Raw genomic sequence first — 25,486 nt, forward strand, 5'->3', positions numbered from 1 at the left:
GATGGCGTGTCCGTCGGTCTGCCGGGCAGTTCGCGCACCAGAACGCCCCCTGATGGCGGTCTGCCGAACATCTACACTTCGATTTTCAGGAGTGTGAAACGTGAAAGTTTCGCTGATTGTTCCGGTATTCAATGAAGAGCAGGCGATCAGTCTGTTCCATCAGGCGGTGCGTCGCGAATTGAAACTTGACCCGTGTGAGGTCGAGATCGTGTTCATCAACGACGGCAGTACTGACCGGACGGCTGAGCAGGCGAAGGCGCTGGCACAGGTCGATGAACAGGTATTGCTGATCAACTTCTCGCGCAACTTCGGCAAGGAACCGGCGTTGTTTGCCGGCCTGGAATACGCCACCGGCGATGCAGTGATCCCCATGGACGTGGACCTGCAGGATCCGATCAGCGTCATCCCGCAGTTGATTGCCGAGTGGCAAAAGGGCGCCGATGTGGTGCTCGCCAAACGCCGCAATCGTGACAGTGACAGTTATTTGAAACGCCACAGCGCATCGCTCTTCTATCATTTGTTGAACAGGATTTCCTACACCCGGATCGAAGAAAACGTCGGGGATTTCCGGCTCATGGACCGCAAGGTGGTCAATGTGATTCGGGCGCTTCCCGAGCATCAGTTGTTCATGAAGGGCGTTCTGTCCTGGGCCGGATTCACCACCGCGGTGGTGGAGTACGAGCGGGCCCGGCGAGTGGCAGGACGCAGCAAGTTCAATGGCTGGAAACTGTGGAACCTGGCGCTGGAAGGCATTACCTCGTTCAGCACGGTGCCGTTGCGATTGTGGACTTACATCGGTGGCGGCATTTCGATCTTCGCGGTGCTGTACGCGGTGTACATGGTGCTGGACAAGATTTTCTTCGGGAACAATGTCCCCGGTTACCCCTCGCTGATGACGGCCATTCTGTTTCTCGGCGGCGTCCAATTGATCGGTATCGGCATCCTCGGCGAGTATGTCGGCCGCATCTATATCGAAGCCAAGCATCGACCCCGTTATGTGGTCAAAGACGTCATTGGCGGCAAAGACCGGACCGGGCTTTAGCATGGGCAGGCTGAGCGACTTTTTCAGCAAAGAGCTCGGGCGTCGTCGGGTCTGGCTGTTTTTTTTGATCGCGACGCTGGTGTATGTCATTCCGCTGATCCTGGCGGACTATCCCTACATCGATGACAACTGGCGTTCGCTGTCGGCCGGTACGGCCTGGGCGGGGCAGGGGCGGTTGTTCACCGAGCTGTTCTACAACCTGCTGACGTTCAGCGATGGCGCACCGAATATCTTTCCATTGCCGCTGCTGATCGCCACGCTGGCCATGGCTTTTGCGTTGACCAGCCTGACCTTCCATTACTACCCACGGCCGACAATATCCTGCTGCCTGGTGCTGTTGCCGCTCTGGTACAACCCGTTCTTCCTGCAGAACCTGTCTTATCAATACGACGGGCCGGCCAATGCCTTGAGTCTGGTGGCAGTGATCTACGCGATCACTTTTCGTCATCCCTCGCGCATTCTGCAATGGCTGGTGCCGGCCTTCCTGATTGCGCTGGCGCTGGGGTTCTATCAGGTGAGCCTGAATGTGTTTCTGGGTCTGTGTTGCCTGGAACTGCTCAGGGGCGCGAATGACAAATGGGCGTGGCGGCAGTGGTACGAGTTGATCGGCTGGAAAATCGCCCAGGCAGGGCTCGGCGGGTTGATCTATAGCGTCACGGCTTATCCGTACATGAACCAGGATCGCGCCTTGCTGCTGAACTGGGCGGCGGCGCCCTTGCTGCAACTTGAAATCAACATCGGCCGGGTGCTGGAAAAAGTCGCGCTGCTGTTTCACGGTGGATTCACTTGGGTGTTCGCTGCGCTGCTGTTGTGTGCACTGGCGGGCAGCGTGCGGCTTGCCCGGAACGTGATGGAACGCCATGACACCGGGCTGAGAAAAATCATGATGGGCCTGGTGTGTGTGCTGACAGTATCGGTCGTGACCTTGCTGGTGTCGGGGGCTGCGCTGTTTTTCCGCGACTTCAATGAAGGCGCCAGGACCTTGATGGGTTTTGCGGTGTTGCTGGTGCTGTTGTTCTATTTGAGCCATCTGGCGCTGGCGCCCATCCATGAGCGGCTGCCGCTGCTGTTGGCGGTGCCTATGTTGGCCATGCTTTCGTTGTCTTACGCCTATGGCCGCGTGCTGACGGCGCAGAACACTTTTGCGTCCAGCGCGTTGTTTTCCCTGGGGCATGACATCGCGGCCCAGCGGCAATTGCACGAGGCCAAGCGTATTTATCTGGCGGTGAGTTATTCCGATCACTGGCTGGTGGGGGCCGCGGGGTCGTTCAAGCAGATGCCGGTTTTACATTATCTGCTGAACATCAATTTCTTCATGCTGGCCGAAAACCTGCCGAAGGCGGGCATCACCAATGTGGTCGCGGAGAGGGAGCGGCGCAACGCGACCCTGGCCGGTTACCAGGGTTACCCACCACTGGTGGAGAGCAAGTTCTATCGCATCTATCTGCTGGGCGATTACGGTTTCATCGTCATGAAAGAGCCGACCCCGATCACCACGCTTCAGTGGTGAGCCTGGTGATTACCTCTTCGATCCCTCCCGAAAGCTTTCCATCCCGGATGGCCGACAGGGCAGGTCTGGTGGCGGTGATCGTCCTCGCGTTGTTCGCAAGGTTTCATTCCATCACCGTGCCGGTCATCTGGTACGACGAGGCCTACAGCATCTTGCTGGCCGAAGGCTCGCCTGCGTATATCTGGGCTACGACGGCACGGGATGTTCATCCGCCGCTTTACTATGTCTTGCTGCATTTGTGGATGTTGCTGTTCGGCAATGGCGTGTTGGCTGCGCGATCCCTGAGTGCGCTGGCGGATGTCGGCACGCTGTTGCTGTGCATTAAATTGATGAGTCTAGTGACGACGCGAAAGGCGACCTGGATAGCGGCATTGTTGTTGGCATTCCTACCGATATCGGTGCGCTATAGCCAGGAAGTGCGAATGTACACCTTGCTCGGCTTTTGGCTGATGGGCGCGACCGTGGCGCTGGTGTGCTGGGTCAAGGCACCGGCTCAAAAACGTTATCCGGTTTTTTACGTGCTGCTGATGTCGGCTGCTTTCTATACGCACTACTTCGCCGCACTGTGCGTTCTGGTGCATTGGCTTTGTTGGTGGCAAGCGAGGGAGGGCGGTCGGTCCACGGCAATACCGTTTCGTGCATGGGTCGTGGCCAACAGCGCAATCGTTGTGTTGTACCTGCCGTGGATTCCTCATTTCATCGATCAATTGCTGCGAATGGATGGGCTCGAGTGGATACCGCCACTCACTTGGCAAACAGCGCTGACCTTTGTTTGGCAGCTGGTGATGATGGGAGATTCGGCCAGTTATTCATCCCTATGGCGTGCGCTACCCTCGGTGTTGATCGTTGTTTGCGCCGCTGCGGTGCTGCTCAAGGCTCATCATGAGCGGCCTTTCAGCGTCTTGCTGGTGGGCTATTTCTTTGTACCGGTGCTGACCGTTTTTCTGGTGTCGCTGATCGTGCCGGTTTTCAATGCCAGATACCTGGTGTTCGCTGTCGCCGCGTTGCCCCTTATTGTTGCGCTCGCGTTGGACGCATTTAGCCAACGCCATGCCGTTCTTGCCGCTGTCGCCATGGCGTTGGTTTTATTGGCAGAGGTACACGGGCTTTCGGCGGTCTATGCGCAAACCGATGAGATGAACGGGACGAGCGTTCGCAAGGACGCAAGACTGGACGCCGTGGTCGCAGGGCTTGGCCGCGAAGTACGTCCGGGTGACGAGATCGTTGTGGATAACCTGTATTGGTATTTGCCGTTTACGTACTACAACTCGACCGGTATTCAGCCGAGGTTATACGCTTTCAAACCACCGACAGGCACCCTTTGGGGAACCGCCGAATACGGTGGTTGGGCACTCATCCCCCGTCACCTGCATTCGATTCTCTTCGACGATTTTTCAACCTTGAAACTGGATGCCAAGCGGATCTGGTGGGTCACGGGCGACGCTCGTCCTGAACACGACGCCTTGTTTCCCAAACACTGGAAGCAGGTGCTGATGCTAAAGGAAGGGGACAGCGAAGCCCGTTTGTTTATCCGGGGGGAAGCGGCAACCCCCCCTTGAGGTTGACGTCAGAACGCATCCATCAGCACAACAATACAATCCTTCGCCTGGTAATCATTAATCTGCGGCACCAGACGCCGAAAATGCTCAGACTGGCAATGAGCATCCAGCGCCGCCTTATTCGGCCATTGTTCGACGAAGATAAAGTGCCCCGGGTCTTTTTGATCGATGAACAGATCGTAAGCAATGCAATCAGGTTCCAGTCGAGTCTTCTCGACCAGTTCGGCGTACCACGGGCGAACGGTTTCAATGTATTCGGGTTTGATGAAATCTTGAGCGATTACTTTCAGCATGGGGTTCTTTCTTGGTGCATGGGTATTGGAACAGCCAGGTAGGAGCTGCCGACGTGTTTATGCTGGCCAGGATTGCCGCACCGGCAACTCGACCCGAAAGGTGCTACCCACCCCGACTTCGCTACGAACCGAAATATCGCCCTGGTGTTTTTTCACGATGCCATAGGACAGGGACAACCCGAGCCCTGTCCCCTGGCCCACCGGTTTGGTGGTGTAGAACGGGTCGAATATTTTCTGCAGGTTGTCCGGCTCGATACCTATGCCCGTGTCCGCGACCTCGATCGACACCGTTTCACCTTCAAGGCCAGTGCGTAGCGTGATGGTGCCCCGTTCCGGTCCCATCGCCTGGGATGCGTTGACGATCAGGTTCATGATCACCTGATTGATTTGCGACGGCAGACATTCGATATCGGGCAGCTGTTGAAACTCCTTCACCACATCGGCCTTGTACTTGAGTTCATTGGCAACGATGTTCAAGGTCGACTCGATGCCTTGTTGCAGATTGGCCCACTGCCACTCCTGATTGGAGTCCACGCGGGAGAAGTCCTTCAGGTCTTTGACGATCTGCCCGACGCGGCCGATGCCTTCCTTGGACTCCTTGATCAGCAGCGGAATGTCTTCGCGCAGAAAGTCCAGTTCCACCCGTTCACGTAACTGACCGAGACGGTCGATGACCTCGCTTGAACCAATGGCGTTTTCCGCTTCCCGATAGGCATCGAGCATGGCCTGCAGTTGCTTGAAGTAGCCATCGAGGGCGCCAAGGTTGGAGGAAATGAAGCCGATGGGGTTATTGATTTCATGGGCGACGCCCGCCGCCAGTTGCCCCAGCGAAGCGAGTTTTTCCGACTGCACCAATTGGGATTCAAGCTGTTTACGCTCGTCGATTTCCCGCTGCAACGCCTCGCTGGCTTGCTTGAACTGGGCCGTGCGCTGATCCACCAGATGCTCCAGATGGCTCATCTGAATAGACGCCCGCTCGGTCATCTCCCATTTGGTGAGCAGGGTGTTGGCCATTTGCTGGACTTCAATGTTGTCGAACGGTTTTTTCAGAATCAGCAGGCGATCATGGGCATGCAAGCGTTCCAGCAGTTCATCCCAGGAATAGTCGGAATAGGCGGTACACACCACCACTTGCAGCAACGGATCTTTTTGCCACAGGTGTTCGATGGTCTGCGCGCCGTCCCAACCCTCGGGCATGCGCATGTCGACGAAGGCCAGCGCATAGGGGCGGTTTTCCTGTAATGCCTGGATGAGTTTGCCTAGCCCCTCCTGACCGCCATAGGCCGAATCCAGCTCGAACAGCAGGTTGGTGGATTTCGCTTCGCTGCCGAACAGCGCGGCCTCCATTTCGTCCAGCTCTGCATGCTGCACTGATGTCGGGGTGAGGATCTTGCGAAAATCTTCATGGATGGACGGTGTGTCGTCGATCAGCAGAATGCGTCGGTTTGAAAGATCGCTCATGCTTCCTCCATGACGGGTTTTAACGGGATCTGCAAAGTGAACAGTGCACCTTTGCCCGGTCCGTCGCTATGGGCGGTGAGATGGCCGTTCATCTCGATGGCGGCCAGGGCACAGCTGTGCAGGCCGAAGCCGTGACCTTCCTTGCGGGTGGTAAAGCCATGGGCAAAGATCCGCGTCATGTTCTCCGGCGCGATGCCTTCGCCGTCATCCTTGACGCTGATTTGCAGGATCGAGTCCTCGACGACTTTCACCCCGAGGGTCATTTGACGCGGGCGATTGCTGAGGTCAGTCATGGCGTATTTGGCGTTGCTGATCAGGTTGATCAGGATCAGCAACAACCGGTGTTTGTCGCCCATCACCTGCGGTACGTCACCGTACTCCTTGACCACCGTGACATGATGCCGGGTCAGGGCGCCGGCGTTCATCCGCAGGGCGTCTTCCAGCAGTTCGTTGATGTGCAACGGCTCCACCAGGCTGTTGGCGCCCGCGTAGGATTGCTGGGTGGCGACGATGTCCTTGATGTGATCGACGCTTTTGCTCAGTTGCCCGAGTTCGTCGGCCATGCCTTGTTGTTCAAGGGCAATGGCATCCACCAGTTGGTTCAGGTAACCGGGCAGCAGTTTTCCTTTCTCGTCCTGGGTCAGGAAGGCGCCCAGGTCGTCTTGATGCGCGTTGATCAGCAGCATCGCCTTGCCCAGTCCCTGGGTCTTGCTGTTACGCAGCTTGCGGGTGACCAGGTCGGCCGAGATGTTCACGCTGTTGAGCACGTTGCCGACGTTGTGCAGCACGTTAGTGGCGATTTCAGCCATGCCGGCCTGGCGAGCGGTGTCGAGCAATTCGCTCTGGGTATCCTTGAGTTCGCGGGTGCGCTCTTCGACCCGTTGTTCGAGTACGTCGTTGGCAGTTTGCAGTTCCTTGTTGACCCGATGGGTCTCCCCGAAGCTGCGCATCAGGCGAATGGCCAGGTACACCAGCACCATCACCAGCAGCGTTGAAAATACCAGCATGTAGAGGTGGTAGCGTCGGTTGGCTGCATCGGTTTGCTGCTGATCCTTGTTCAGCAGCGCAGTCATGTCGTCCAGCCGTGCGGCCACGGGAACGGCTTCGATATTCTCCAGCAGCCGATTGACCACGGGTTGTTCCCGCAGGATCAGCGCAATGTGATTGCTCAAGACATCGATCGGGCTATGAAACTGCTCCGGTAATCGTTCCTTGTTCACCCGCAGTTTGTTCAGCCCGACCAGGATATCGGCCGCTTTGTCGTCGGAGGTGACCTGGGCGAACTCCAGGCTGCTGAGCAGCAAGTCGTAGGTGTCGGTGGCGATGTTCTGTAGTTGCAGTTTGTCTTCGTCGACCAGTTGGGTAAGCGGTTCCTGGATGTCATCTTCGGCGGTGGGCAAAAACGCCAGTGAGTTACGCAGCACAGCGTTGTGCGATTTGAACTGCTCCACCAGCCGGGTTTTTTCCTGAATGGCGGTGTGGTAAGCCTCATGGCTGGCACGCCAGATCGGCGAGTCATTACGACCATGACTGGATTCCATGGTCTCGAAGCGCTGCCACAGGAGCGTCATCTCGGTCAGCGGTGCAACCAGCGGGTCGTAGTTGTGGCTGATGGCAATCCTGGCCTTGAGAATCTCGGTTTCCCACTGCGCATTGAACTGTTTGATCCGGCCAATCAGGTCCCGGGACTCGGCGTACGTCGAGGTCTGGTCGGAGCTTGATTTGAGGTACAGAAACAGCAGTGTCGAGGCCAGTAACACGGCCACGCCACTGAGCAATAAAAGGTTGCGACGGTGGTACGTTTTCATAAGGATTTGCCTCCCCACTCACCGGTCAGGGTCTTGAGGAATTTGATGATCAAGGTCTTGTCCTGGTCAGAGGGCACGCGACCGAGCTGGAATCTGAACATCACGTCTACCGCGTCTTCGAGGGTCTTGGCCGAGCCGTCGTGAAAGTACGGCGCAGTCACGGCGACGTTGCGCAGGCTTGGAACCTTGAACACGTTGCGGTCTTCTTCATCTTTGGTGACCAGATAGCGACCCAGATCGGCTTCGGTGGGGTTGCCTCGAACCTGGAAGTAATCACCCATTACCCCGAATTTCTGGAACATGTTGCCACCGATGTTCACTCCTTGATGGCAGGCGATGCAGCCGTAGTCCTTGAAGCGCTGGTAACCGTACTTCTCTTCGGTCGTCAGAATCTCGGTATTGCCCAGCAGATATTGGTCGAAACGCGAGTTGGCACTGATCAGCGTGCGCTCATAGGTGGCCAGGGCTCTTTGCACATTGTTCATGGTCACGCCGTCCGGGTAGGCCTTGGCGAAAGCGCTTTTGTAAGCCGGGTCGGCGGTCAGTGTCTGAACGACATGCTCCCAATGACTGCCCATTTCGCTGGGGCTCTGCACCACTTCGTGGACTTGTGTTTCCAGAGTGTCGGCGCGGCCGTTCCAGAATTGCCGGAAATTCAGACTTGCGTTGAACACGCTGGGGGTGTTGATCGTCAAGGGGGCGCCGTTGAAGCCGATGGAAAACGCCAGGGCGTCGGCGCCTCCGTTTTCCAGACGATGACAACTGGCGCAGGACAGGGTGTTGTTGACCGACAGGCGTGGTTCGTTGAACAACCGACGACCGAGTTCGACTTGCAAGGGATTCTGCTGGGGCACTGCGGGCAAGGGTTTGAGCGGTTCGTCCAGCGGTGCGCCGTTGGCTATCAGACAACATCCGAGTAGAGGCGCTAGAAGCAGGTAGTAGAAGGGGCTCGACATCTTATGATTCCTTGGCGCAGGGGGCCTGGGTGTCGTTGCACATCATTCATTTGGGGCTGGATGGAGCGGACTGCACAGACGTCAGGTATTGCACGAAGGCCTCCGGCTCCACGGCTTTGCTGAAGTAATAACCCTGGCCTTCCTCGCATTGGAGGGCCTTGAGAAAATTCAATTGTTCGAGGGTTTCCACCCCTTCGGCAATGACGGTCAGTTTGAGGCTCTTGCCCAGGCTGATGATGGCGCTGACCAGGGCCGCGTCATTGCTGTCACGGCTCAGGCCACGAATGAATGACTGGTCGATTTTCAGCACATCGATGGGAAACCGTTGCAGGTAACTCAGGCTCGAATAGCCGGTGCCGAAGTCATCGATAGCCAGCCGTACGCCCAATGCCTTGAGCCGATTCAGCGCGAGCATCGTGGCATCGACGTTCTGCATCAATACGCCTTCGGTAATTTCCAGCTCCAGCAAGGTGGGGTCCATACCGGTTTGCTTGAGTATCTGTTCGATCCCTTTGACAAAGTCCCGCTGGCGGAAATCGATGGCCGACACGTTCACCGACATGCAGAGTTTCGGCAGACCTTTCGCCTGCCAGGCGCAGGCTTGTTGACAGGCCTGGGCGAGCACCCATTTGCTCAACGGTACGATCAAGCCGCTGTCCTCGGCCACACCGATGAAATCTGTCGGGTAAACCCAGCCTTGCCCAGGCTTTTGCCAGCGGATCAATGCCTCGGCGCCGACCACCTTGCCGCTGCCCAGGTCAAGTTTGGGCTGGTAGTGCAGGACAAATTCGTTGCGTTCCAGCGCCAGGCGAATACCCGACTCGATGCTCTGCTGTTCCCGGGCGCGCTGGTTCATCTCATCGATGAAAAAGCTGAAATCGTTCGGGCCGCTTTCCTTGACGTTGCGCATCGCGGTTTCGGCTTTTTTGATCAGCGCGATGGCATCGAAACCGTCCTCGGGGTAGATGCTGATGCCCAGGCTGGCCGTCACGCTCAGGTCGTGGCCGGCAATGTGTTGAGGCGCGCGTATGGCGTTCAAGAGCTTTTCGGCGATGCCCTTGGTCTGTTGGGGGTGATGGATGTCAGCCAGGATCACCACAAACTCATCGGAGCCGTAACGAAACACCGAGTCGGATGCGCGCACGCAGGCCACCAGATTGTGCCCGACACGTTTGAGCATCTCGTCACCGGTCGGGTGACCCAAGGCATTGTTGATGCGCTTGAAGCGATCGAGCCCCAGAAACATCACCGCCAGTTGTTTGTCATGGCGTCGCGACAGGGCCAGTGACTGGTTCAGCCGGTCGCCCAGCAAGGTGCTGTTGGGCAATTCGGTCAATACGTCGTACTGCAACAAGTGCGATACCTTGAGCAGCTCATGGACCCGGGCCTCAATGGTTTGCTCCAGTGTTTGCACTTTCATGGCCGCGTCCTGCGCCATCTGCCACTTCCAGGTCAAGGCGCTGGCCATCTGGCGGATTTCCAGGCTGTCGAAAGGTTTTTTCAGCACCAGCAACTGATCGCCGAACTCCAGTCGCTCGGCCATGGCTTCCCAGGTGTAATCGGAGAAGGCCGTGCACAGCGCGATTTGCAAGTGAGGATCAGCCTTCCAGAGCCGTTCGATGGTTTCCAGGCCATCCCAGCCCGGGGGCATGCGCATGTCGGTGAACGCCATGGCGTAAGGGCGACCTTGTGCCTGGGCGCGCTTGACCAGTTCGAGTGCTTCTTCGCCCTGGTAGGCGGAGTCGAGCTGAAATACCAGTCGTGCCGACTGCGGGTTGCCGAACAGCGCGGCTTCAGTGCCGGCGAGCGTTTGTTCATCGTCGGTATCGGGGCCGAGAATCTTGCGAAAGTCCTGATGGATCGAAGGCGTGTCGTCGATGATCAGGATGCGCCGGTTAGCCTGGACGAACGGAGTTTTCATTCCTTGTCCTCCGTGGCACGCGGCGGGTCATCCGGCATCGCTGCGGTTGCGTGGTTGGCGCGCAGGATGCTCCCGGCCTTCAGCAACTCGGCAGCCTGTTGACTGCTGACCGCTTGGCTGAAGTAGTGACCCTGGGCGTTCATGGGTGAGCCGGTGGCCATCAGCGAACTGCGTTGCTCCTGGGTTTCTACGCCCTCGGCGATAATGCCGATCCCTACATCGCGGGCGAAGTTGATGATGGCCCGCAACGTCGTCGCGCTGGCCGGGTCGCGTGCGGCCATGTCGATGAAGGTCTGGGCGAGCTTCAGGTGATTGACCTGATAAGTCTTGAGGTAATCGAACGAGGAGTATTCGGTGCCGAAGTCGTCGATGGCGATTTTCACCCCCAGCTCACGCAGGCGCGGCAGTACATCGTTATGCGTCCACTTGGTCTGGGCCAGGGTCGCCTCGGTGACGTCGAAGCGCAGGTCCCACGGGCACAGTTCCCAACGCGCGGTGGTGCGCAATACGTCATAGATCAGCTCGGGACCACTCTTGAGCTGAGCCAGGGACAGTTTTATCGCCACCACCGGTGGCGCCATGCCTTCGTCACGCCACTGACGCATTTGCCGACAGGCGCGCTCCAGCACCCAGTGACCGAGGGCGATGATGGTGCCGGTCTTTTCCGCCGCGGGTAAAAACGCCTGGGCTTCCAGCAACCCGCGCTGAGGATGGTTCCAGCTGACTTGTGCTTCCATGCCGAGGATCTTGCCACTGCTCAGGTCCACTTCCGGCCAGTAACGCAGTTCGAGTTCGTCGTGTTCGATGGCCGTTTTCAAGTCGTTGGCGATGGTCATGCGCTCGACCACTTCCTGATTGATCTCCTCGGAATGGAAGTGGTACTGGTTGCGGCCTTTTTCCTTGGAGCGATACAGCGCCATGTCGGCCTGGGTCAACAGGCTGTCGGCACTGAGGCTGATCGGCGCATAGCTGCTGATGCCGATGCTGACCGAAACCCGCACATCATTGCCGGCCAGGGAGTAGGGCAGCACCAGTGCATCGCGGACCTTGGCGGCCAGGGCCGCTGATTGGGTCGGATCGCCGACGTCCAGTTGCAGTATCGCGAACTCGTCGCCACCCAGTCGGGCGACCACATCGTTTTCGCGCACGCAGTTTTTTATGCGCCCGGCGACCTCTTGCAACAGCAGGTCGCCTACCGGATGGCCCAGGGTGTCGTTGATCCGTTTGAAATGATCCAGGTCCAGGTAAAACATGGCGAACGGTGTGGCCCCGCGCCGGGCGGCGGCGAATGCCTGGTGCAGCCGCTCGATCAGCGTCGCGCGGTTGGCCAGCCCGGTCAGCCCGTCGGTGCGGGCCAGCAGGGCGATTTTTTCCTCGGCCAGTTTGCGTTCGGTGATGTCGATGATGATGCCTTCGACTTCCAGCAAGCGGCCTTCATCATCGCGCACCGGGATATAGCGGTTTTCGACCCAGCGCCAGTCCCCGTCACCGGTGCGCATCCGAAACTCGATGGAAGCACCTGACGCATGGCGGTCCAGTACCCTGGCCATCGCCGTATCGACTTTTGCCTGATCGTCAGGATGGATCAGCTCCTGCGCCCAATTGGCCGACGCCACCAGGGCCGCCGCGATGTGGCCGTATTTGGTGATGTTGTGGGAGATGTACATCAACGGGAACGACGGTTCGCCCCGCAGCCGATACAAAATGGTCGGGCTGTTCTGCACGATGATGTTGGCGTCGGACAATTCCCGGGTGCGCTCTTCGACCGCGTGCTCCAGCAAGGACATCTTCAGCGCCGCGTCTTCGGTCATTTGCCACTTGGCGGTCAATGCGCTGGCCATCTGACGGATCTCGATGGCATCGAAGGGTTTTTTCAGGATAAGCAGGCGATCGCCCAGTTCCAGACGCTCGGCGATGTCTTCCCAGGAATAGTCGGAATACGCGGTGCAGAGCGCCACCTGCAGCTTGGGATCGACTTGCCACAAGCGTTCGATGGTTTCCAGACCGTCCCAGCCCGGCGGCATGCGCATGTCGATAAAGGCCATCGCGTAGGGCGAGTCATTCGCCAGTGCGCTCTCGACCTTGTCCAGCGCTTCGCGGCCCTGAAACGCGGAATCGATGACGAAACTCTGCAACGATACCGACGCAGGGGTACCGAACAGGGCGTTTTCGGCGCTGATCAGGCTGTCGTCTTCGATCGATGGCGGGCTGAGAATCTTGGCAAAATCCTCATGGATCGACGCGGTGTCATCGACGATGAGAATCCGACGATTAATGCGCGCAAGCAGCGTGTTCACTGACATGCGCCTGTACCGACAGCAGGTTGGTGCAATGAGCTCATAGAGGGTATCCCTTCCCTGATCGCTGGATGAAGCGGGTATCGTTCTGGATCCGAGTGATCTGAGCATAGTCGCCCGGCCAGAAATTCGCCCGGTTGACTGAAACGAATCATTTCCGGGGTCGGGCTGAAAATCATCTAGCCTGTAGGTCAGGCTTGGGAACGCCAGGACATTCGCCCCGCGCGCGACATAAAGACACACGTTTCACTTGAGGTAATGCCATGGAAGAGCAACTCCCCACGACAGTGACCGATAAACCCAAATTACTACTGGTCGACGATGAGGAGTCGATTCTCAATAGTCTGCGCCGTCTACTGCGCGGTCAGCCCTACGAGGTACTGCTGGCCACCAGCGGTGCCCAGGCGCTGGAGATCATGGCGCAGCAACCGATCGATCTGGTGATGAGTGACGCGCGCATGCCCAATATGGACGGCGCCACGCTGCTGGCTCATGTCCATCAGCGTTACCCCGACACTCTCCGGATCATGCTGACGGGTTATGCCGATCCGTCGGCCATTATCAAAGCCATCAATGAAGGGCAGATTCATCGTTACATCAGCAAACCCTGGCACGATGAGGAAATGCTGCTGACCCTTCGACAATCACTTGCCTATCAGCATTCCGAGCGTGAGCGTTTGCGACTGGTGCAGGAGACGTGGGATCAGAACGAGCAACTGAAGCGGCTCAACGCCACCCTGGAAAAACACGTCGCGGCCCGCACCAGCGAGCTGCAGCAGACCGCCGACATGCTGGACCTGGCCTACGAAGAGCTCAAGCGCAGCTATGTCACGGGCACCGAGGTGTTTTCGTTGCTGGCCAACCTGCGCCTGCCGCCCGCCAAACAGACCAACCGGCAGATCATCGAGCTGGTGCGGGTGTACTGCAAACTGCATGGCCTGGACGAAGGCAGCAGTCGTGACCTGACCATGGCCGCGGCGCTTTACAACATCGGAAAATTGAGCTGGACCGACAGTATGATGAGCACGCCCTCGGACCTGCTGCATCACAATGACCGCGAGCGCTATCGGGGTTATCCGAAGCAGAGTGAGTCGCTGCTGATGACGCTCGACCCAATGAAAGATGCCGCTCGGCTGATCCTGCATCACCAGGAGCGTTGGGACGGCAGTGGTTTTCCGGATCGGCTCAAGGGTGAAGCGATTCCGTTCGGTTCGCGGTTGCTGAAACTGGCAGTGGATTTCATCGAGTTGCAGCGCGGGCTGATCCTCGAACGGCAGATGAACAGCGATGAAGCCCTGGTGTACATCCGCCAGTACGCCGGTCGCCTCTACGACCCGGAACTGGTGGAGGATTTCATTCAGGTTTGCGCCACTTATCTGAGCGACGTGACACTGGCCGATCCGACGGTCAAGGTGCTGACCACCCGGGATCTGGCGGCGGGCATGATCCTGGCGCGCAATCTCAACGCCGACAACGGCATGCTGCTGCTCAATGCCGGCAAGGTGTTGAATGGGCCGCTGGTGGAGAAGTTGATCGCTTTCGAGGCGATGGAGGGTGCCAGGTACAGCATTTTTGTGAAAGTGCCGGAGGAAGTGGAGGGCGCGCTTCTCGAGACGAGTTAAGTGTTCAAGACTCAACACTGATCCCCTGTGGGAGCGGGCTTGCCCGCGATGAGGTCATCACATCCAACATTGATGTTGCTGACAGTCCGCTATCGCGGGCAAGCCCGCTCCCACATTATTTGGCGTTCGGCAGATAAGTTTTCGGCGTGACGAAGAACCGGCGCTCATGTGATCCTTGCGTCTTTTACCCAAGGCCAATCCTGATCCATGACACTTCCATCCGCCGCTTCGCCCCGCCTCATCCGCATCGCCGCTGCCCTGCTGATCGGCCCCGACGGTCGCACCCTGCTGGTTCGCAAGCGCGGTACCCAGGCGTTCATGCAGCCGGGAGGCAAGATCGAGGCCCATGAGCAACCGGTCCATGCCCTCGCTCGGGAGCTGGAAGAGGAACTGGGGCTGGTTATCGATCCGGCCCATGCCGCCTACCTGGGGCAATTCTCGGCACCGGCCGCCAATGAGCCGGGTTTTGTCGTACAAGCCGAACTTTTTCAATTGATCATCGACTCACACGTTTCCCCAGCGGCGGAAATCGAAGAAGTGCGCTGGATCGATCCTGCCACCGACGGCGATGTCATGCTGGCGCCATTGACACGGGACCAGATATTGCCGTTTTATCGAGCCTCACTGAACGAAACCGCTTGATCGTCCAAGGACGGAGGATGCCCATGATCCCGCTTCAAGATTTGCTGATTTTCGCCGCGGCGGCGCTGCTGATGGTACTCACGCCCGGGCCCAACATGATCTACCTGATCTCTCGTTCAATCTGCCAGGGGCGCAAGGCCGGAGTGACTTCGCTGCTCGGCGTGGTCGCGGGATTTTTAGTGCACCTGTTCGCGGCCGCCGCGGGTTTGACCGCGGTGTTCGTGGCAGTGCCGATGGCCTATGAAGTATTGAAGTGGGCCGGTGCGTTGTACCTGTTGTGGCTGGCCTGGCAGGCGGTCAAGCCCGGTGCGCGTTCGCCGTTCGAGGCGCAGCAGTTGCCGGCGGACTCGTCCCGCAAGCTGATTACCATGGGCTTTCTCACCAGCGCGCTGAACCCGAAAATCGCGGTGTTTTACCTGTCGGTGTTTCCGCAGTTCATTACCCCTGAACACGGTTCCGTGTTCACCCAGAGCATCATCCTCGGCCTGACCCAGATCAGCGTGAGCTTCAGCGTCAATCTGCTGATCGCGCTGTTTGCCGCGGGCATCGCGTCCTGGTTCGTCAACAACCCGAACTGGCTGGCGATGCAGCGTTACTTCATGGGCTTCGTGCTATCCGGGCTGGCGGTGCGCTTGATGCTCGAGCAGCGGCGAGTGGCCTGAAATGTGGATTCAACGGCTTGATGCCAGCCATGCCCTGGATTACCGGGCGCTGATGCTTGAGGCCTATGACTTGCATCCCCATGCGTTCACCTCCAGCGTGCGCGAGCGCGCGGTAATGCCGTTGAGTTGGTGGGAATCGCGCCTGACCGGCAAGCTGGACGTAGTGTTCGGGGCGTTCGAGAAGGGTGAGCTGGCGGGCATCGTCGGCCTGGCCTTCGAGCCGCGGGAAAAGGCCCGGCACAAGGCGACGCTGTTTGGCATGTACGTGACCGGCAAGGTTCGGCAGCGCGGGCTCGGCTATCAACTGGTTCAGGCAGCTTTGGCTGAAGCACAGACCCATCAGGGCCTGAGGCTGATCCAGTTGACCGTCACCGCCGGCAACGAAGCCGCCTTCAAGCTGTATCAGCGATGCGGCTTCGTGCAGTTCGGCCTTGAGCCGCTGGCAGTTCGGGTGGGCGAGGACTACTTCGACAAAATCCACATGTGGCGCGAGCTCACCGCTGAATCTTTGGCATAAGGGCTGTTGTGGCGAGGGAGCTTGCTCCCGCTGGGCTGCGAAGCGGCCCCAAAACCCGCAACCGCATGTTTTCAGACACTCCGCGTACACCGGTTTTACGACTGCTTCGCAGCCGAACGGGAGCAAGCTCCCTCGCCACAATTTTGAGTACTACTGAACACCAAGACCTGTCGCTGCTCGTTGCCCCAACCATTTCGGCTGACAGAGCACTAGCGAACTGCACTAACCCCATCCAGCGTCGAAAACGACGTGTCCTTGGCCGTCAGCAAAAAGTCGCGCATGTAGGGTGCATCCAGCATGTCGGCGCGAATCCCGGCGTAGAGCGTCGCGAACAAGCCTTTTTCCCCCAGCCGTTTAGCCTTCACGTAACCCCGTGAACTGTACTCATGCAGCGCCCAATGAGGCATGCCGCAGACGCCGCGACCGCTGGCCACCAGTTGCATCATCATCACCGTCAGTTCCGAGGTGCGGACCTGGGCCGGTTCGATGTCGGCTGGCTCCAGGAAGCGGGTAAAGATGTCCAGCCGATCACGCTCCACCGGGTAGGTGATCAAGGTTTCCGTCAGCAGATCTTCGGGCACGATGTACGGCTTGCTCGCCAGGCGATGCTGGTTAGCCACCGCGAGCATGGCTTCGTAGGTGAACAACGGCACGTAAGTGATCCCGACCAGTTCCAGCGGGTCGGAGGTCACCACCAGGTCCAGATCGCCTCGGGCCAGCGCCGGCAGCGGGGCGAAGGAGAAACCCGAGGCCAGATCCAGCTCGACTTCCGGCCAGGCATCGCGGAACTGGTCGATGGTCGGCATCAGCCACTGAAAGCAACTGTGGCATTCGATCGCCATGTGCAAACGCCCCGCCGTGCCGCCCGCCAGTCGCGCAATGTCACGCTCGGCGCCGCGCAGTAGCGGCAGGGTGGCGTCGGCCAATTGCAGCAGGCGCAAGCCGGCACTGGTGAAGCGCACCGGTTTGGTCTTGCGCACGAACAACGGCATGCCCATGCGCTCTTCCAGCTCCTTGAACTGATGAGACAACGCCGACTGGGTCAGGTGCAGGCGGTCGGCCGCATCCACCAGGCTGTCGGCTTCGCGCAAGGCGTGCAGGGTTTTCAGGTGACGGATTTCAAGCACCGGGGGCTCCATGAGGAAAACTTGTGATCAACACGAAAAGGTTGAGTTTGTCTCATGTTGGGTGAGCTGTCGACAATAGCACCATGTTTTATAGCGTCCTTTATAGAGAGAACTCTTACCATGGCCTTGGCCCACACACTTGGTTTCCCGCGCATCGGCGCCGACCGCGAATTGAAAAAAGCCCTTGAAGCCTACTGGAAGGGTGATCTTGACCAAGACGCATTGAAAAGCGTCGGCCGCCAATTGCGCGCCACCCACTGGCAATTGCAGAAAGACGCTGGTATCGACCTGCTGCCCGTGGGCGACTTCGCCTGGTACGACCAGGTGCTGACTCACTCACTAACCTTCGGTGTCATCCCCGAACGTTTTGACAGTGCCAAGGATAAACGTGGCCTGCCGACCCTCGACACCCTGTTCGCCATGGCCCGTGGCGCTACAGCAGCCTGCTGCGGCGGTGAACATACCCAGGCGCAATACGCCCAAGAACTGACCAAATGGTTCGACACCAACTACCATTATCTGGTCCCGGAATTCACCGCTGATCAACAGTTCAAGCTGAGCTGGGAACAGCTGTTCGACGAAGTCGACGAAGCCAAAGCCTTGGGCCACAACGTCAAACCGGTGATCATCGGCCCGTTGACTTACCTGTGGCTGGGCAAGGCCAAAGGCAATGACTTCGACAAGCTCGACCTGCTGGAGCGCCTGCTGCCAATCTACGGCGAAATTCTCGGTCGCCTCGCAGCCCAAGGCGTGGAGTGGGTGCAGATCGACGAACCGATCCTGACCCTAGACCTGCCACAGGCCTGGAAAAACGCCTTCGAACGCGCCTACCACATCCTTCAATACTCGCCGCTGAAAAAACTCGTGGCGACTTACTTCAGTGGCCTGGAAGACAACCTCGGCCTGGCTGTCAGCCTGCCAGTGCAAGGCTTGCACATCGACGCGGTGCGCGCGCCGGATCAACTTGGTCAAGTGCTGGATCGTCTGCCGACTTACAAAATTCTCTCGGTGGGTCTGGTGAACGGTCGCAACGTCTGGCGCTGCGAACTGGAGCAAGTGCTGGCGCAACTGCAGCCAGCCCAGGAACGCTTTGGCGATAACTTGTGGGTCAGCAGTTCCTGCTCGTTGCTGCACAGCCCGGTGGACCTGGACCGTGAAGACACACTCGACCCGGAACTGAAAAGCTGGCTGGCGTTTGCCGTGCAGAAGTGCGGTGAAATCGCCGTGCTGCGTGATGCCCTCAACGATCCGCAATCGCCCAAAGTGCAAACCGCCCTGGCTGAAAGCCGCGCCATTGCGGCCAGTCGCGCTCAATCTCCACGTATCCACAAAACGGATGTTCAGGCCCGAATCAAAGCCATCGGCGCAGCGGACAGCCAGCGTCACTCGCCGTTTGCCAAACGCATCGAACAACAACAGGCACGGCTGAAACTGCCGGCGTTCCCGACCACCACTATCGGCTCGTTCCCACAGACCGCATCGATCCGTCTGGCGCGCCAGGCCTTCAAGCAAGGCAAGCTGTCGGCCAACGATTACACCGATGCCATGCACAGCGAAATCCGCCACGCCGTGCAAATCCAGGAACGCTTGGGCCTGGACGTGCTGGTACACGGTGAAGCCGAGCGCAACGACATGGTCGAGTACTTTGCCGAACAACTGGACGGCTACTTGTTCACTCGGTTCGGCTGGGTCCAGAGCTATGGCTCGCGCTGCGTCAAACCGGCGATCATTTATGGCGACCTGAGCCGTCCGAAGCCGATGACGGTCGACTGGATCACCTATGCCCAGAGCCTCACCGACAAAGTCATGAAAGGCATGCTCACCGGTCCCGTCACCATGCTGATGTGGTCATTCCCGCGCGAAGACGTCTCGCGCAAAATTCAGGCGCAGCAACTGGCCCTGGCCTTGCGCGATGAAGTGGTGGACCTGGAAAACGCCGGCATCAAGATCGTGCAGATCGACGAAGCCGCGTTCCGCGAAGGGCTGCCACTGCGCCGGGCGCAATGGCAGGAATACCTCGACTGGGCGGTGGAAGCCTTCCGCCTGAGTGCATCGGGTGTGCGCGACGAAACCCAGATTCACACCCACATGTGCTACAGCGAATTCAACGACGTGATCCAGTCCATCGCCGCCATGGACGCCGACGTGATCACCATCGAAACCTCGCGCTCGGACATGGAACTGCTGGAAGCCTTCGAAGCGTTCGACTACCCCAACGACATCGGCCCGGGCGTCTACGACATCCACTCGCCACGGGTGCCGGACACGGCCGAGATGGTCAAGTTGATGAGCAAAGCCGTGAAGCGCATTCCGGCCGAACGCTTGTGGGTCAACCCCGATTGCGGTTTGAAAACCCGCGCCTGGCCGGAAACCGAAGCAGCGCTGGTAAACATGGTCGCGGCAGCACGGCAGTTGCGTAGCCAGCTGGCGTGAAGCGTCAGGAAGGAGCGGAGTAATCCCGCTCCTTTTTTTCATCAGAGGTTTTCGAAGTGTGGCAGCGCGGCAGATTGTTTACCGATATCGGCGTAAGGCAGGTCGGCGTTGTCCGCATGGGTGAGAAACCGATGTTCCGGTAATTTCAAGTGGGCTTTCTCGAATGCGCCGAATGCAGGTGCGGCCTTGTTGTAATGGAAGTGGGCGTACCACAGCACTTTCGCGGGTGTTTGCGTCAAGTCCCAGACTTCGTATTCCTGCATATAGTCAATTCGACCATTCGAGCGTTTGCCCAGGTTTTTGATCGGGCTGGTTTTACGGATATCTACCACGTGGTGCGTGACGAGGTCGTCGAGCATGCCATCGGTTGGTTTTTTAATCAGCAGCGACTGACGGGTTCGCAGTGCGCGACCGGTGGCAATCAATTCGGTGGCCTTGTCGCGTAGCTGCTGGACAAGGGCATTGCCTGGGGCAATGTCCTCGATGCCAAGAGCGCGGCGTGTGAGTTCATTCGCCTCACTGACCATCATGTGCTCGAGGTCCACCGGGAGCATGTCTTGATCCGCGTAGGCTTGAACCCTGGCCTGGTAGGTTGCTTGTGATTGCAATCGGTGGCGGGCATCTGCCACTAACGGTTCAAGTTCTCTGCGAATGGAGTGGGATGGCTGTGGCTGTGGGTTCAAGAGGCGGAATTTGCCGTTGCTCCCTTGTTCCCAGATCTCCATGTACCCACTTCGTCCCGTCAGGATGTATTGCCGCTTTTGTGTAGTCGTTTCCCAGCGCTCCACCCCGATCAACAATTGGTCGCCTTCAGTGGTGAACACTTTTTTGTTGCTGCGCCCTGGAATAGTCGGTGCAGGCAAATCAAGCGCCTTGTGCGCTCTCTCGGCCATTTTCGCGATGCCGTCCATCAATGACGGCACGTCATCCAGATGAAAATGCTGAGGATAGCTGGCAGTCCAGGCATTCATATCCCGACGAAATTGACTGTAGTACTCGATGCACTCTTGGAGGATCTGGTTACGCTGAGCCTTGGTAACATTGACTTCCGGCAGACTGAACTGGGTGAACAGGGCGCGGTCGACTTGGGCTCTTTTCACTTGCGCCTGGCTTTGGAGCCAGAACCAGGACACATCGTTGGCGGTGTCATAGCGTGTCACCATTTCCAGCAAGTTACCGGTTCTCAAGTAAAGGAGATTTGTCTCGCTGAGACGCCCGTTCAACATTGTGACTTCCTGGGTCAGTTGGGCTTTGTGTGCCTTGACGGTAATTTTCTCGTACCAATAGTTAAGATCCCGCATTTGGGCCTTGATGGTGTCGAGTTGTTTAATCGTTTCCAGCCGCAGCTTCCGGATATCCCCCAGCACCCGCAACCGGTCGGAGAGGGCTGTAGCAGGCAATGTGTCCAGGCTCTCTATCAGCGCATCGATGCTGTTCAGCAGGGGATCGGTTCGATGATTGGCAAAGAACAATTGTTGCTTGTACCTGTCGGTCAGTAACGCCGCGTCATCGCTTTGGATTTGCACAAGCGCGCGCTTTTTGTTGCCGTGGCTGAGTGGAAGCAGATCTGCCAGCGTCTGGTAGTGCTGTTTGGCTAACTCGATATCGGCGATGCAGGCTGTCTCCGCTTCGTGCATCAGCGCCTTGGGACGCTCTGGATTGGCGTTGTAGGCTTGCAGGGCGGCTTTGGTGCGCTTTACCTGGGTATCGAATTGCAGGGCGAGTCTATCGGCCTCTACGGTCAATGCATGATGGCGACGATAAGCGTGGTCGCTCCACCAGCGAGGCAACCGTTCGCGCAGAGCCTGAGGCCATACCGGATCAAGCGTATCCGCCAGGTGCCCGAGCATGTTGCCGCCACCGAGCCCTCCGCCTTCGAACGTAACGCCATAAACGCCGAAATAAGTATCCCAGTGGCCTGCTTCATCGAGCGCGATGGGCTGTTTGTAGGTTTTTTGGCTATTGCCGCTCAAGCGCCAGTTGCGTGAATCCTTGCTGCGCTCGACCTGGAAAATCCGTCCCTGGCGCACGATAAAATCACCCTCGGCATGGCGGTAGATATTGCGATAGGTCCCCTGGGTTGCCGACTGGAGTCCCGACAGGGAAACTGGCTGCTCATACTCGTAACCGGCGAAGCGTTCGGCCACATGCCGGGCCTGACGCATCGAGGGCACCTGTATCGCGGCCGCCGTTGTGCCCAACTTATGCAGCTGGCGCGCGCGCGTGACGGAGCGGGCTGTCCGGGAAAGCGCCGAGGTTGCAACTTCACCGGGAAGCAAATCCATGGCCGCGTCGATCAGCGACAACAGCACCGATTCGACCTCCGCCAGGCCGTCACCCACGTCTGCGCGTAAAAAGGCTGCCACCGCCTGGTTCGCGGCGATCCAGGCATCGTAGAGTGCGATAGCGGTCCCGAGGAAAGGCACCAGTCCAAAAGCCATTTTTATGTAGTTGAAGGCGCGCGGGCCTTTCAGTGCGTAACGCTCCATGTACAGCGCGTCGTTGGCGCGGGAGGTGCCGCGATGAGTTTCGATCAGGCGACCCATATGAGCATTGACCAGGTGGGCCGCCAACGAGGTGGTCGCCGGCCAGCGCAAGCCGACTCCGATCAACGCGTCGAAGTGTTTAAGCATGCTCTGCTTGATGCGGATTTCGTGGGCGCGTACGTCGCCCTGTAAGGCCCGGCCAGCCAGGTAGCCGACCCATTTGTCATGCAGACACAGGTTGAACAGGGCTTTGCGAGCGGTTTCCAGGCTGTCGTAACGGCGCAGGAATTGGCCATCGGGGCTGTCGGGCAGGTATAGCAGGGTGACCCCGCTGACCTGTTCCTCGATGAAGTTCACGCCAGACAACGTCACGGGGCCTTCATTGGGTGTGTCCTTGCCACCCACGCTCAAGTGGGCCGGCAGCAATACGATGCGCTTGCCATCGGTGCGCCAGGCTTGGGGGGTGTCGGCGTCGATGGCGATGTTCAGGACTTGCAAGTCGTTTTGGTCGATCTGCTTTTGCAGGCGGGCGGTCTCACCCTGCAATTTGAGCATCAGAGCCCAGGGCTCGATCAGGCTCTCGCGGCGATGCTCTTTGCTGAAGACGGGCTCGGTGGCCGCCCCTGTGAACGCGTCGCGGATCAGCGTTTCGTATGCCTTGGGCAAGTCGAGTTCCGGCAGGACCCTCATCAGATAATCACGGGTGATGCCGCTTTTCAGGGCCTGGGCTTCGGACTTGTTCGCCGCAGTAACCTCCACCTGCATGAAGCTCAATCGCAGGGGAAGGGGTTCCAGGTTCATCGACGGTGTGTTGTCTATATTGTGTTGGGCCAGGTCCTCGAGGGACATCCTGCTACGCGTCACACTTGGAGTCAGCACGAGTTTTTGCGGGGTTCCTGGCGCTCCGGGAGCGGGATCGAGATGCTTTGTCCATTTCACCGAATCGGGCAAGTCGAGCTTCACCTCGAAACGGCCCTTGATCGAGAAGTCCTTGCGCAGACGGGCGTGCAAGTGTTTACGGGTGAAGTCGTCACGGGGTTCCAGGGCGACTGTTAGCAGTTCGTGGCTGCGTTGCATCGCCGTGATGTACGCCTCGATCAGTCGCTTGAGCCTGATACGGTCAGCCTCGGTCAGTGCACTGAGCCAATTCGGCAGGTTGGACGCGAGGATATTGCTGCGGTCTTGCTCCTGCAGGTGGGCGAAAGCAAGGTTCCTGGCGGCGTGCACCGGAACCTGCAACGTGGCGCGGGCGTGTTTGCGCAAGATTTCCAGTTGTTCGGCACGCTGCGCGGCCTTGGCCGGCTCGGCGTGACGCTGGCGTAGCGCGCCGGCCTGTTCTTCGAAGTCGCTGGTCAGTTGGTTCAGCCCGTACGTCAGCGCGTCGCCAGGAATTTTATTCAGCTGCAATGTCAGTGCATTGTCCTGCTGATGAATCTGCAATACCTGGCGTTCAAGCTCACGACGGTTGGCGAATCGTTGCAGACCACCGCCGGTGCCAGACCAGTAGAGCAGCACGCTGTGCGGCGAATTGGCATCGGTCAGCGCATCCGCTCGGGTGACGATAAATGCGCCGTTGAGTTCCTGGGCGGTGACTGTGGTTTTGTCACCGCTCTGTTCGGTCATCGATAGGGTCAGGCTGGCCGCGACCGGGTCCGGCCCTGGATTGTCGGGAGTGTCCAGCAAGGCTTTGAGCAGGCTGCACTCCTCGTCACTGAGTTGTTTAAGCGCCAGTTGGAGCCTGGCTTCAGCGTGCAGACCGGCCTTATGGGCGCTGTGCAGGGCGGTGAACGCCTGCTGGAACGAGACCACATCCAGTGGGCGCGATCGATTAAGCAACGCAGAGGCGGCCTTGTCTGCGGCTTCTTCGGCGGTTTCCAACGCGTTGAGCGAGTCCTTGAACGGTTGCAGGCCCTGGCCATCTCCTACCTCTGCCACCAATATTTCGAGCGCATCGCGCTGCTTGTTCAGCGCGGCCTGGCGCAGTGACAAGGGGATATCCGCATATAGGCTGCCAAATAGTGGCTGTTCACTGGCCACCGTATCGCGATCGGCGGTTTCCAGCTTGGGGGGTGAGGCGAGAATGGCAGTCTTGCCGCGCTCTTGGTCAACCTGGTCAGCCAGGGCGAGGGATTGCGCACCGTGCTCGGCCAACCCGGGCTTGCCGCGGGTTCCGTGGCGTAACGCGCTGACCTGAGCCGGCTGGCAGGCCGCAAACAGGTCGCTTGCGCCCACGCCCATGGGGTCGGTTTTGGCGGTGTATTCAAAGCGAACGTTATCGGTGGGCAAGCCGGGCGGGACGAGTGCCTGTCGGGAAAGCCATGCCTCCATGTCGCTGCGTTGACTGAAAAGTTGAATTGCGACGGGCCGGCTAGGCAGATACAGCCATTGACTGCCGCTGGCCGCCTCGCCTGTGGTGATGACCCATGCGCCTGGGAGTTCAACTCTGCTGAGGTTGCTCAATACCAGGGCCAATTGCTCGGTATGGACAGGCAGGCCGTCCAGCGTCAGAGCACCGAGGGGCGGATCGATGATCAACAACAGGGGGTTGAGCTGTTCCGCCGTCAGGGTTCTCTGGGCGAATGCCAGTTGGACGCTCGCTTCGAAATGCTGACGGTAAAGCTGTATTGCCCGTTGTTTGCGCGATACCGCAGTGCCGGGGGCGCGCGTGTCCCAGTAGGTTGCCCAGCGCTCGCGGTGCGACTGTTCGGGGTTGAGTGTCTTGAGTCGTTCGAGCATTTGCAGTGGCGTCAGGTTCGACAGGGGATGAGTCTGACTCAGACCGGTCACTTGGCAGCGCTCATCGAGCGTCGTCTCCAGTGTCGGGTGTTGCAGGACGAAGGCGCAGGCATCGGTGAAGCTGACAAACCGTTCCGGATGCTCCTGTGTGGCGACGAAGAGCAAGCCAGCTTGTTGCCCGGCCAGATCGAGTTTCTGTTTCAACAGTTGAGTGAGCGTGTCACGCATTCCCGGACTGGCGGCAAGAAGCTCGCGCAAGCCCTCGCTGCTTTCGCGCCAGCGTGCCGAAGCATGCAGAAACAGGCTTTCGTCGTAGAGAGGCGGCAGCGCGGATGGGGTAGGGATGAGGATCGGCGCCGGGTTGGGGAGGTCGAAAAGAAGTCTATCGGTCATATCAACAGGGCTCGGTGTGAG

General features: G+C 58.7%; 16 protein-coding genes. 8 read left to right on the forward strand and 8 right to left on the reverse strand.

Annotation, left to right across the window (positions count from 1 at the left end):
- The first annotated feature begins 100 nt into the window (after positions 1–100).
- The 3 genes from AB7M26_RS11300 to AB7M26_RS11310 are packed head-to-tail and all read left to right on the forward strand — an operon-like array spanning position 101 to position 4,111.
- On the forward strand, positions 101–1,042 hold the full coding sequence (locus tag AB7M26_RS11300) for a glycosyltransferase family 2 protein (protein WP_123500628.1): 942 nt from the start codon (positions 101–103) through the stop codon (positions 1,040–1,042).
- A gap of 1 nt (position 1,043) precedes the next feature.
- A complete protein-coding gene (locus AB7M26_RS11305) occupies positions 1,044–2,552 on the forward strand; it encodes a glucosyltransferase domain-containing protein (protein ID WP_123500630.1) in 1,509 nt (502 codons plus the stop codon).
- Between the two features lie 5 nt (positions 2,553–2,557).
- Positions 2,558–4,111, forward strand: coding sequence for a glycosyltransferase family 39 protein (locus AB7M26_RS11310; protein WP_259698715.1), 1,554 nt, complete (start codon positions 2,558–2,560; stop codon positions 4,109–4,111).
- An 8-nt stretch (positions 4,112–4,119) separates the two neighbouring features.
- On the opposite strand, the gene AB7M26_RS11315 is transcribed toward AB7M26_RS11310, so the two are convergent.
- The 6 genes from AB7M26_RS11315 to AB7M26_RS11340 are packed head-to-tail and all read right to left on the reverse strand — an operon-like array spanning position 4,120 to position 12,853.
- The gene (locus AB7M26_RS11315) at positions 4,120–4,404 is read right to left on the reverse strand and encodes a putative quinol monooxygenase (protein ID WP_123500632.1); all 285 of its coding nucleotides are present in this window, start codon (positions 4,402–4,404) and stop codon (positions 4,120–4,122) included.
- 57 nt (positions 4,405–4,461) lie between these two features.
- A complete protein-coding gene (locus AB7M26_RS11320; RefSeq protein ID WP_123500634.1) occupies positions 4,462–5,865 on the reverse strand; it encodes an ATP-binding protein in 1,404 nt (467 codons plus the stop codon).
- The gene (locus AB7M26_RS11325; protein ID WP_123500636.1) at positions 5,862–7,673 is read right to left on the reverse strand and encodes a DAHL domain-containing protein; all 1,812 of its coding nucleotides are present in this window, start codon (positions 7,671–7,673) and stop codon (positions 5,862–5,864) included. Before AB7M26_RS11325 ends, AB7M26_RS11320 begins: the two co-directional genes overlap by 4 nt.
- Positions 7,670–8,629 (reverse strand): cytochrome-c peroxidase, encoded by a 960-nt coding sequence (locus tag AB7M26_RS11330; protein WP_123500638.1) that lies wholly within the window; start codon positions 8,627–8,629, stop codon positions 7,670–7,672. Before AB7M26_RS11330 ends, AB7M26_RS11325 begins: the two co-directional genes overlap by 4 nt.
- A gap of 46 nt (positions 8,630–8,675) precedes the next feature.
- Positions 8,676–10,550: a putative bifunctional diguanylate cyclase/phosphodiesterase gene (locus tag AB7M26_RS11335; protein WP_123500640.1), complete on the reverse strand. Its 1,875-nt coding sequence runs from the start codon at positions 10,548–10,550 to the stop codon at positions 8,676–8,678.
- Complete coding sequence (locus AB7M26_RS11340) at positions 10,547–12,853, reverse strand: EAL domain-containing protein (RefSeq protein ID WP_123500643.1); 2,307 nt, start codon at positions 12,851–12,853, stop codon at positions 10,547–10,549. The genes AB7M26_RS11335 and AB7M26_RS11340 overlap by 4 nt, the downstream gene beginning before the upstream one ends.
- 257 nt (positions 12,854–13,110) lie before the next feature.
- On the opposite strand from AB7M26_RS11340, the gene AB7M26_RS11345 reads away from it, so the two are divergent.
- From AB7M26_RS11345 to AB7M26_RS11360, 4 genes are all read left to right on the forward strand, one after another.
- Positions 13,111–14,469 carry an HD domain-containing phosphohydrolase gene (locus tag AB7M26_RS11345; RefSeq protein WP_123500645.1) on the forward strand — a complete coding sequence of 453 codons (1,359 nt, stop codon included), beginning with the start codon at positions 13,111–13,113 and terminating at the stop codon, positions 14,467–14,469.
- A gap of 207 nt (positions 14,470–14,676) precedes the next feature.
- Positions 14,677–15,111 (forward strand): NUDIX hydrolase, encoded by a 435-nt coding sequence (locus AB7M26_RS11350; RefSeq protein WP_123500647.1) that lies wholly within the window; start codon positions 14,677–14,679, stop codon positions 15,109–15,111.
- A 23-nt stretch (positions 15,112–15,134) separates the two neighbouring features.
- On the forward strand, positions 15,135–15,773 hold the full coding sequence (locus AB7M26_RS11355; RefSeq protein ID WP_008072313.1) for a LysE family translocator: 639 nt from the start codon (positions 15,135–15,137) through the stop codon (positions 15,771–15,773).
- A gap of 1 nt (position 15,774) precedes the next feature.
- Positions 15,775–16,290 (forward strand): GNAT family N-acetyltransferase, encoded by a 516-nt coding sequence (locus AB7M26_RS11360; protein ID WP_123500649.1) that lies wholly within the window; start codon positions 15,775–15,777, stop codon positions 16,288–16,290.
- Between the two features lie 209 nt (positions 16,291–16,499).
- Here AB7M26_RS11360 and metR read toward each other — a convergent pair whose 3' ends face one another.
- The gene (gene metR / locus AB7M26_RS11365) at positions 16,500–17,417 is read right to left on the reverse strand and encodes a transcriptional regulator MetR (RefSeq protein WP_007898547.1); all 918 of its coding nucleotides are present in this window, start codon (positions 17,415–17,417) and stop codon (positions 16,500–16,502) included.
- 120 nt (positions 17,418–17,537) lie between these two features.
- Here metR and metE point away from each other — a divergent pair, with 120 nt between their 5' ends.
- The gene (gene metE, locus AB7M26_RS11370) at positions 17,538–19,850 is read left to right on the forward strand and encodes a 5-methyltetrahydropteroyltriglutamate--homocysteine S-methyltransferase (RefSeq protein ID WP_429384292.1); all 2,313 of its coding nucleotides are present in this window, start codon (positions 17,538–17,540) and stop codon (positions 19,848–19,850) included.
- A gap of 41 nt (positions 19,851–19,891) precedes the next feature.
- Here the strand turns inward: metE and AB7M26_RS11375 are convergent, their stop codons facing one another.
- Positions 19,892–25,465, reverse strand: a complete 5,574-nt coding sequence (locus AB7M26_RS11375; protein WP_123500653.1) for a dermonecrotic toxin domain-containing protein — start codon at positions 25,463–25,465, stop codon at positions 19,892–19,894.
- Positions 25,466–25,486 lie beyond the last annotated feature (21 nt).

Source organism: Pseudomonas sp. F-14 TE3482 (genome assembly GCF_053629455.1).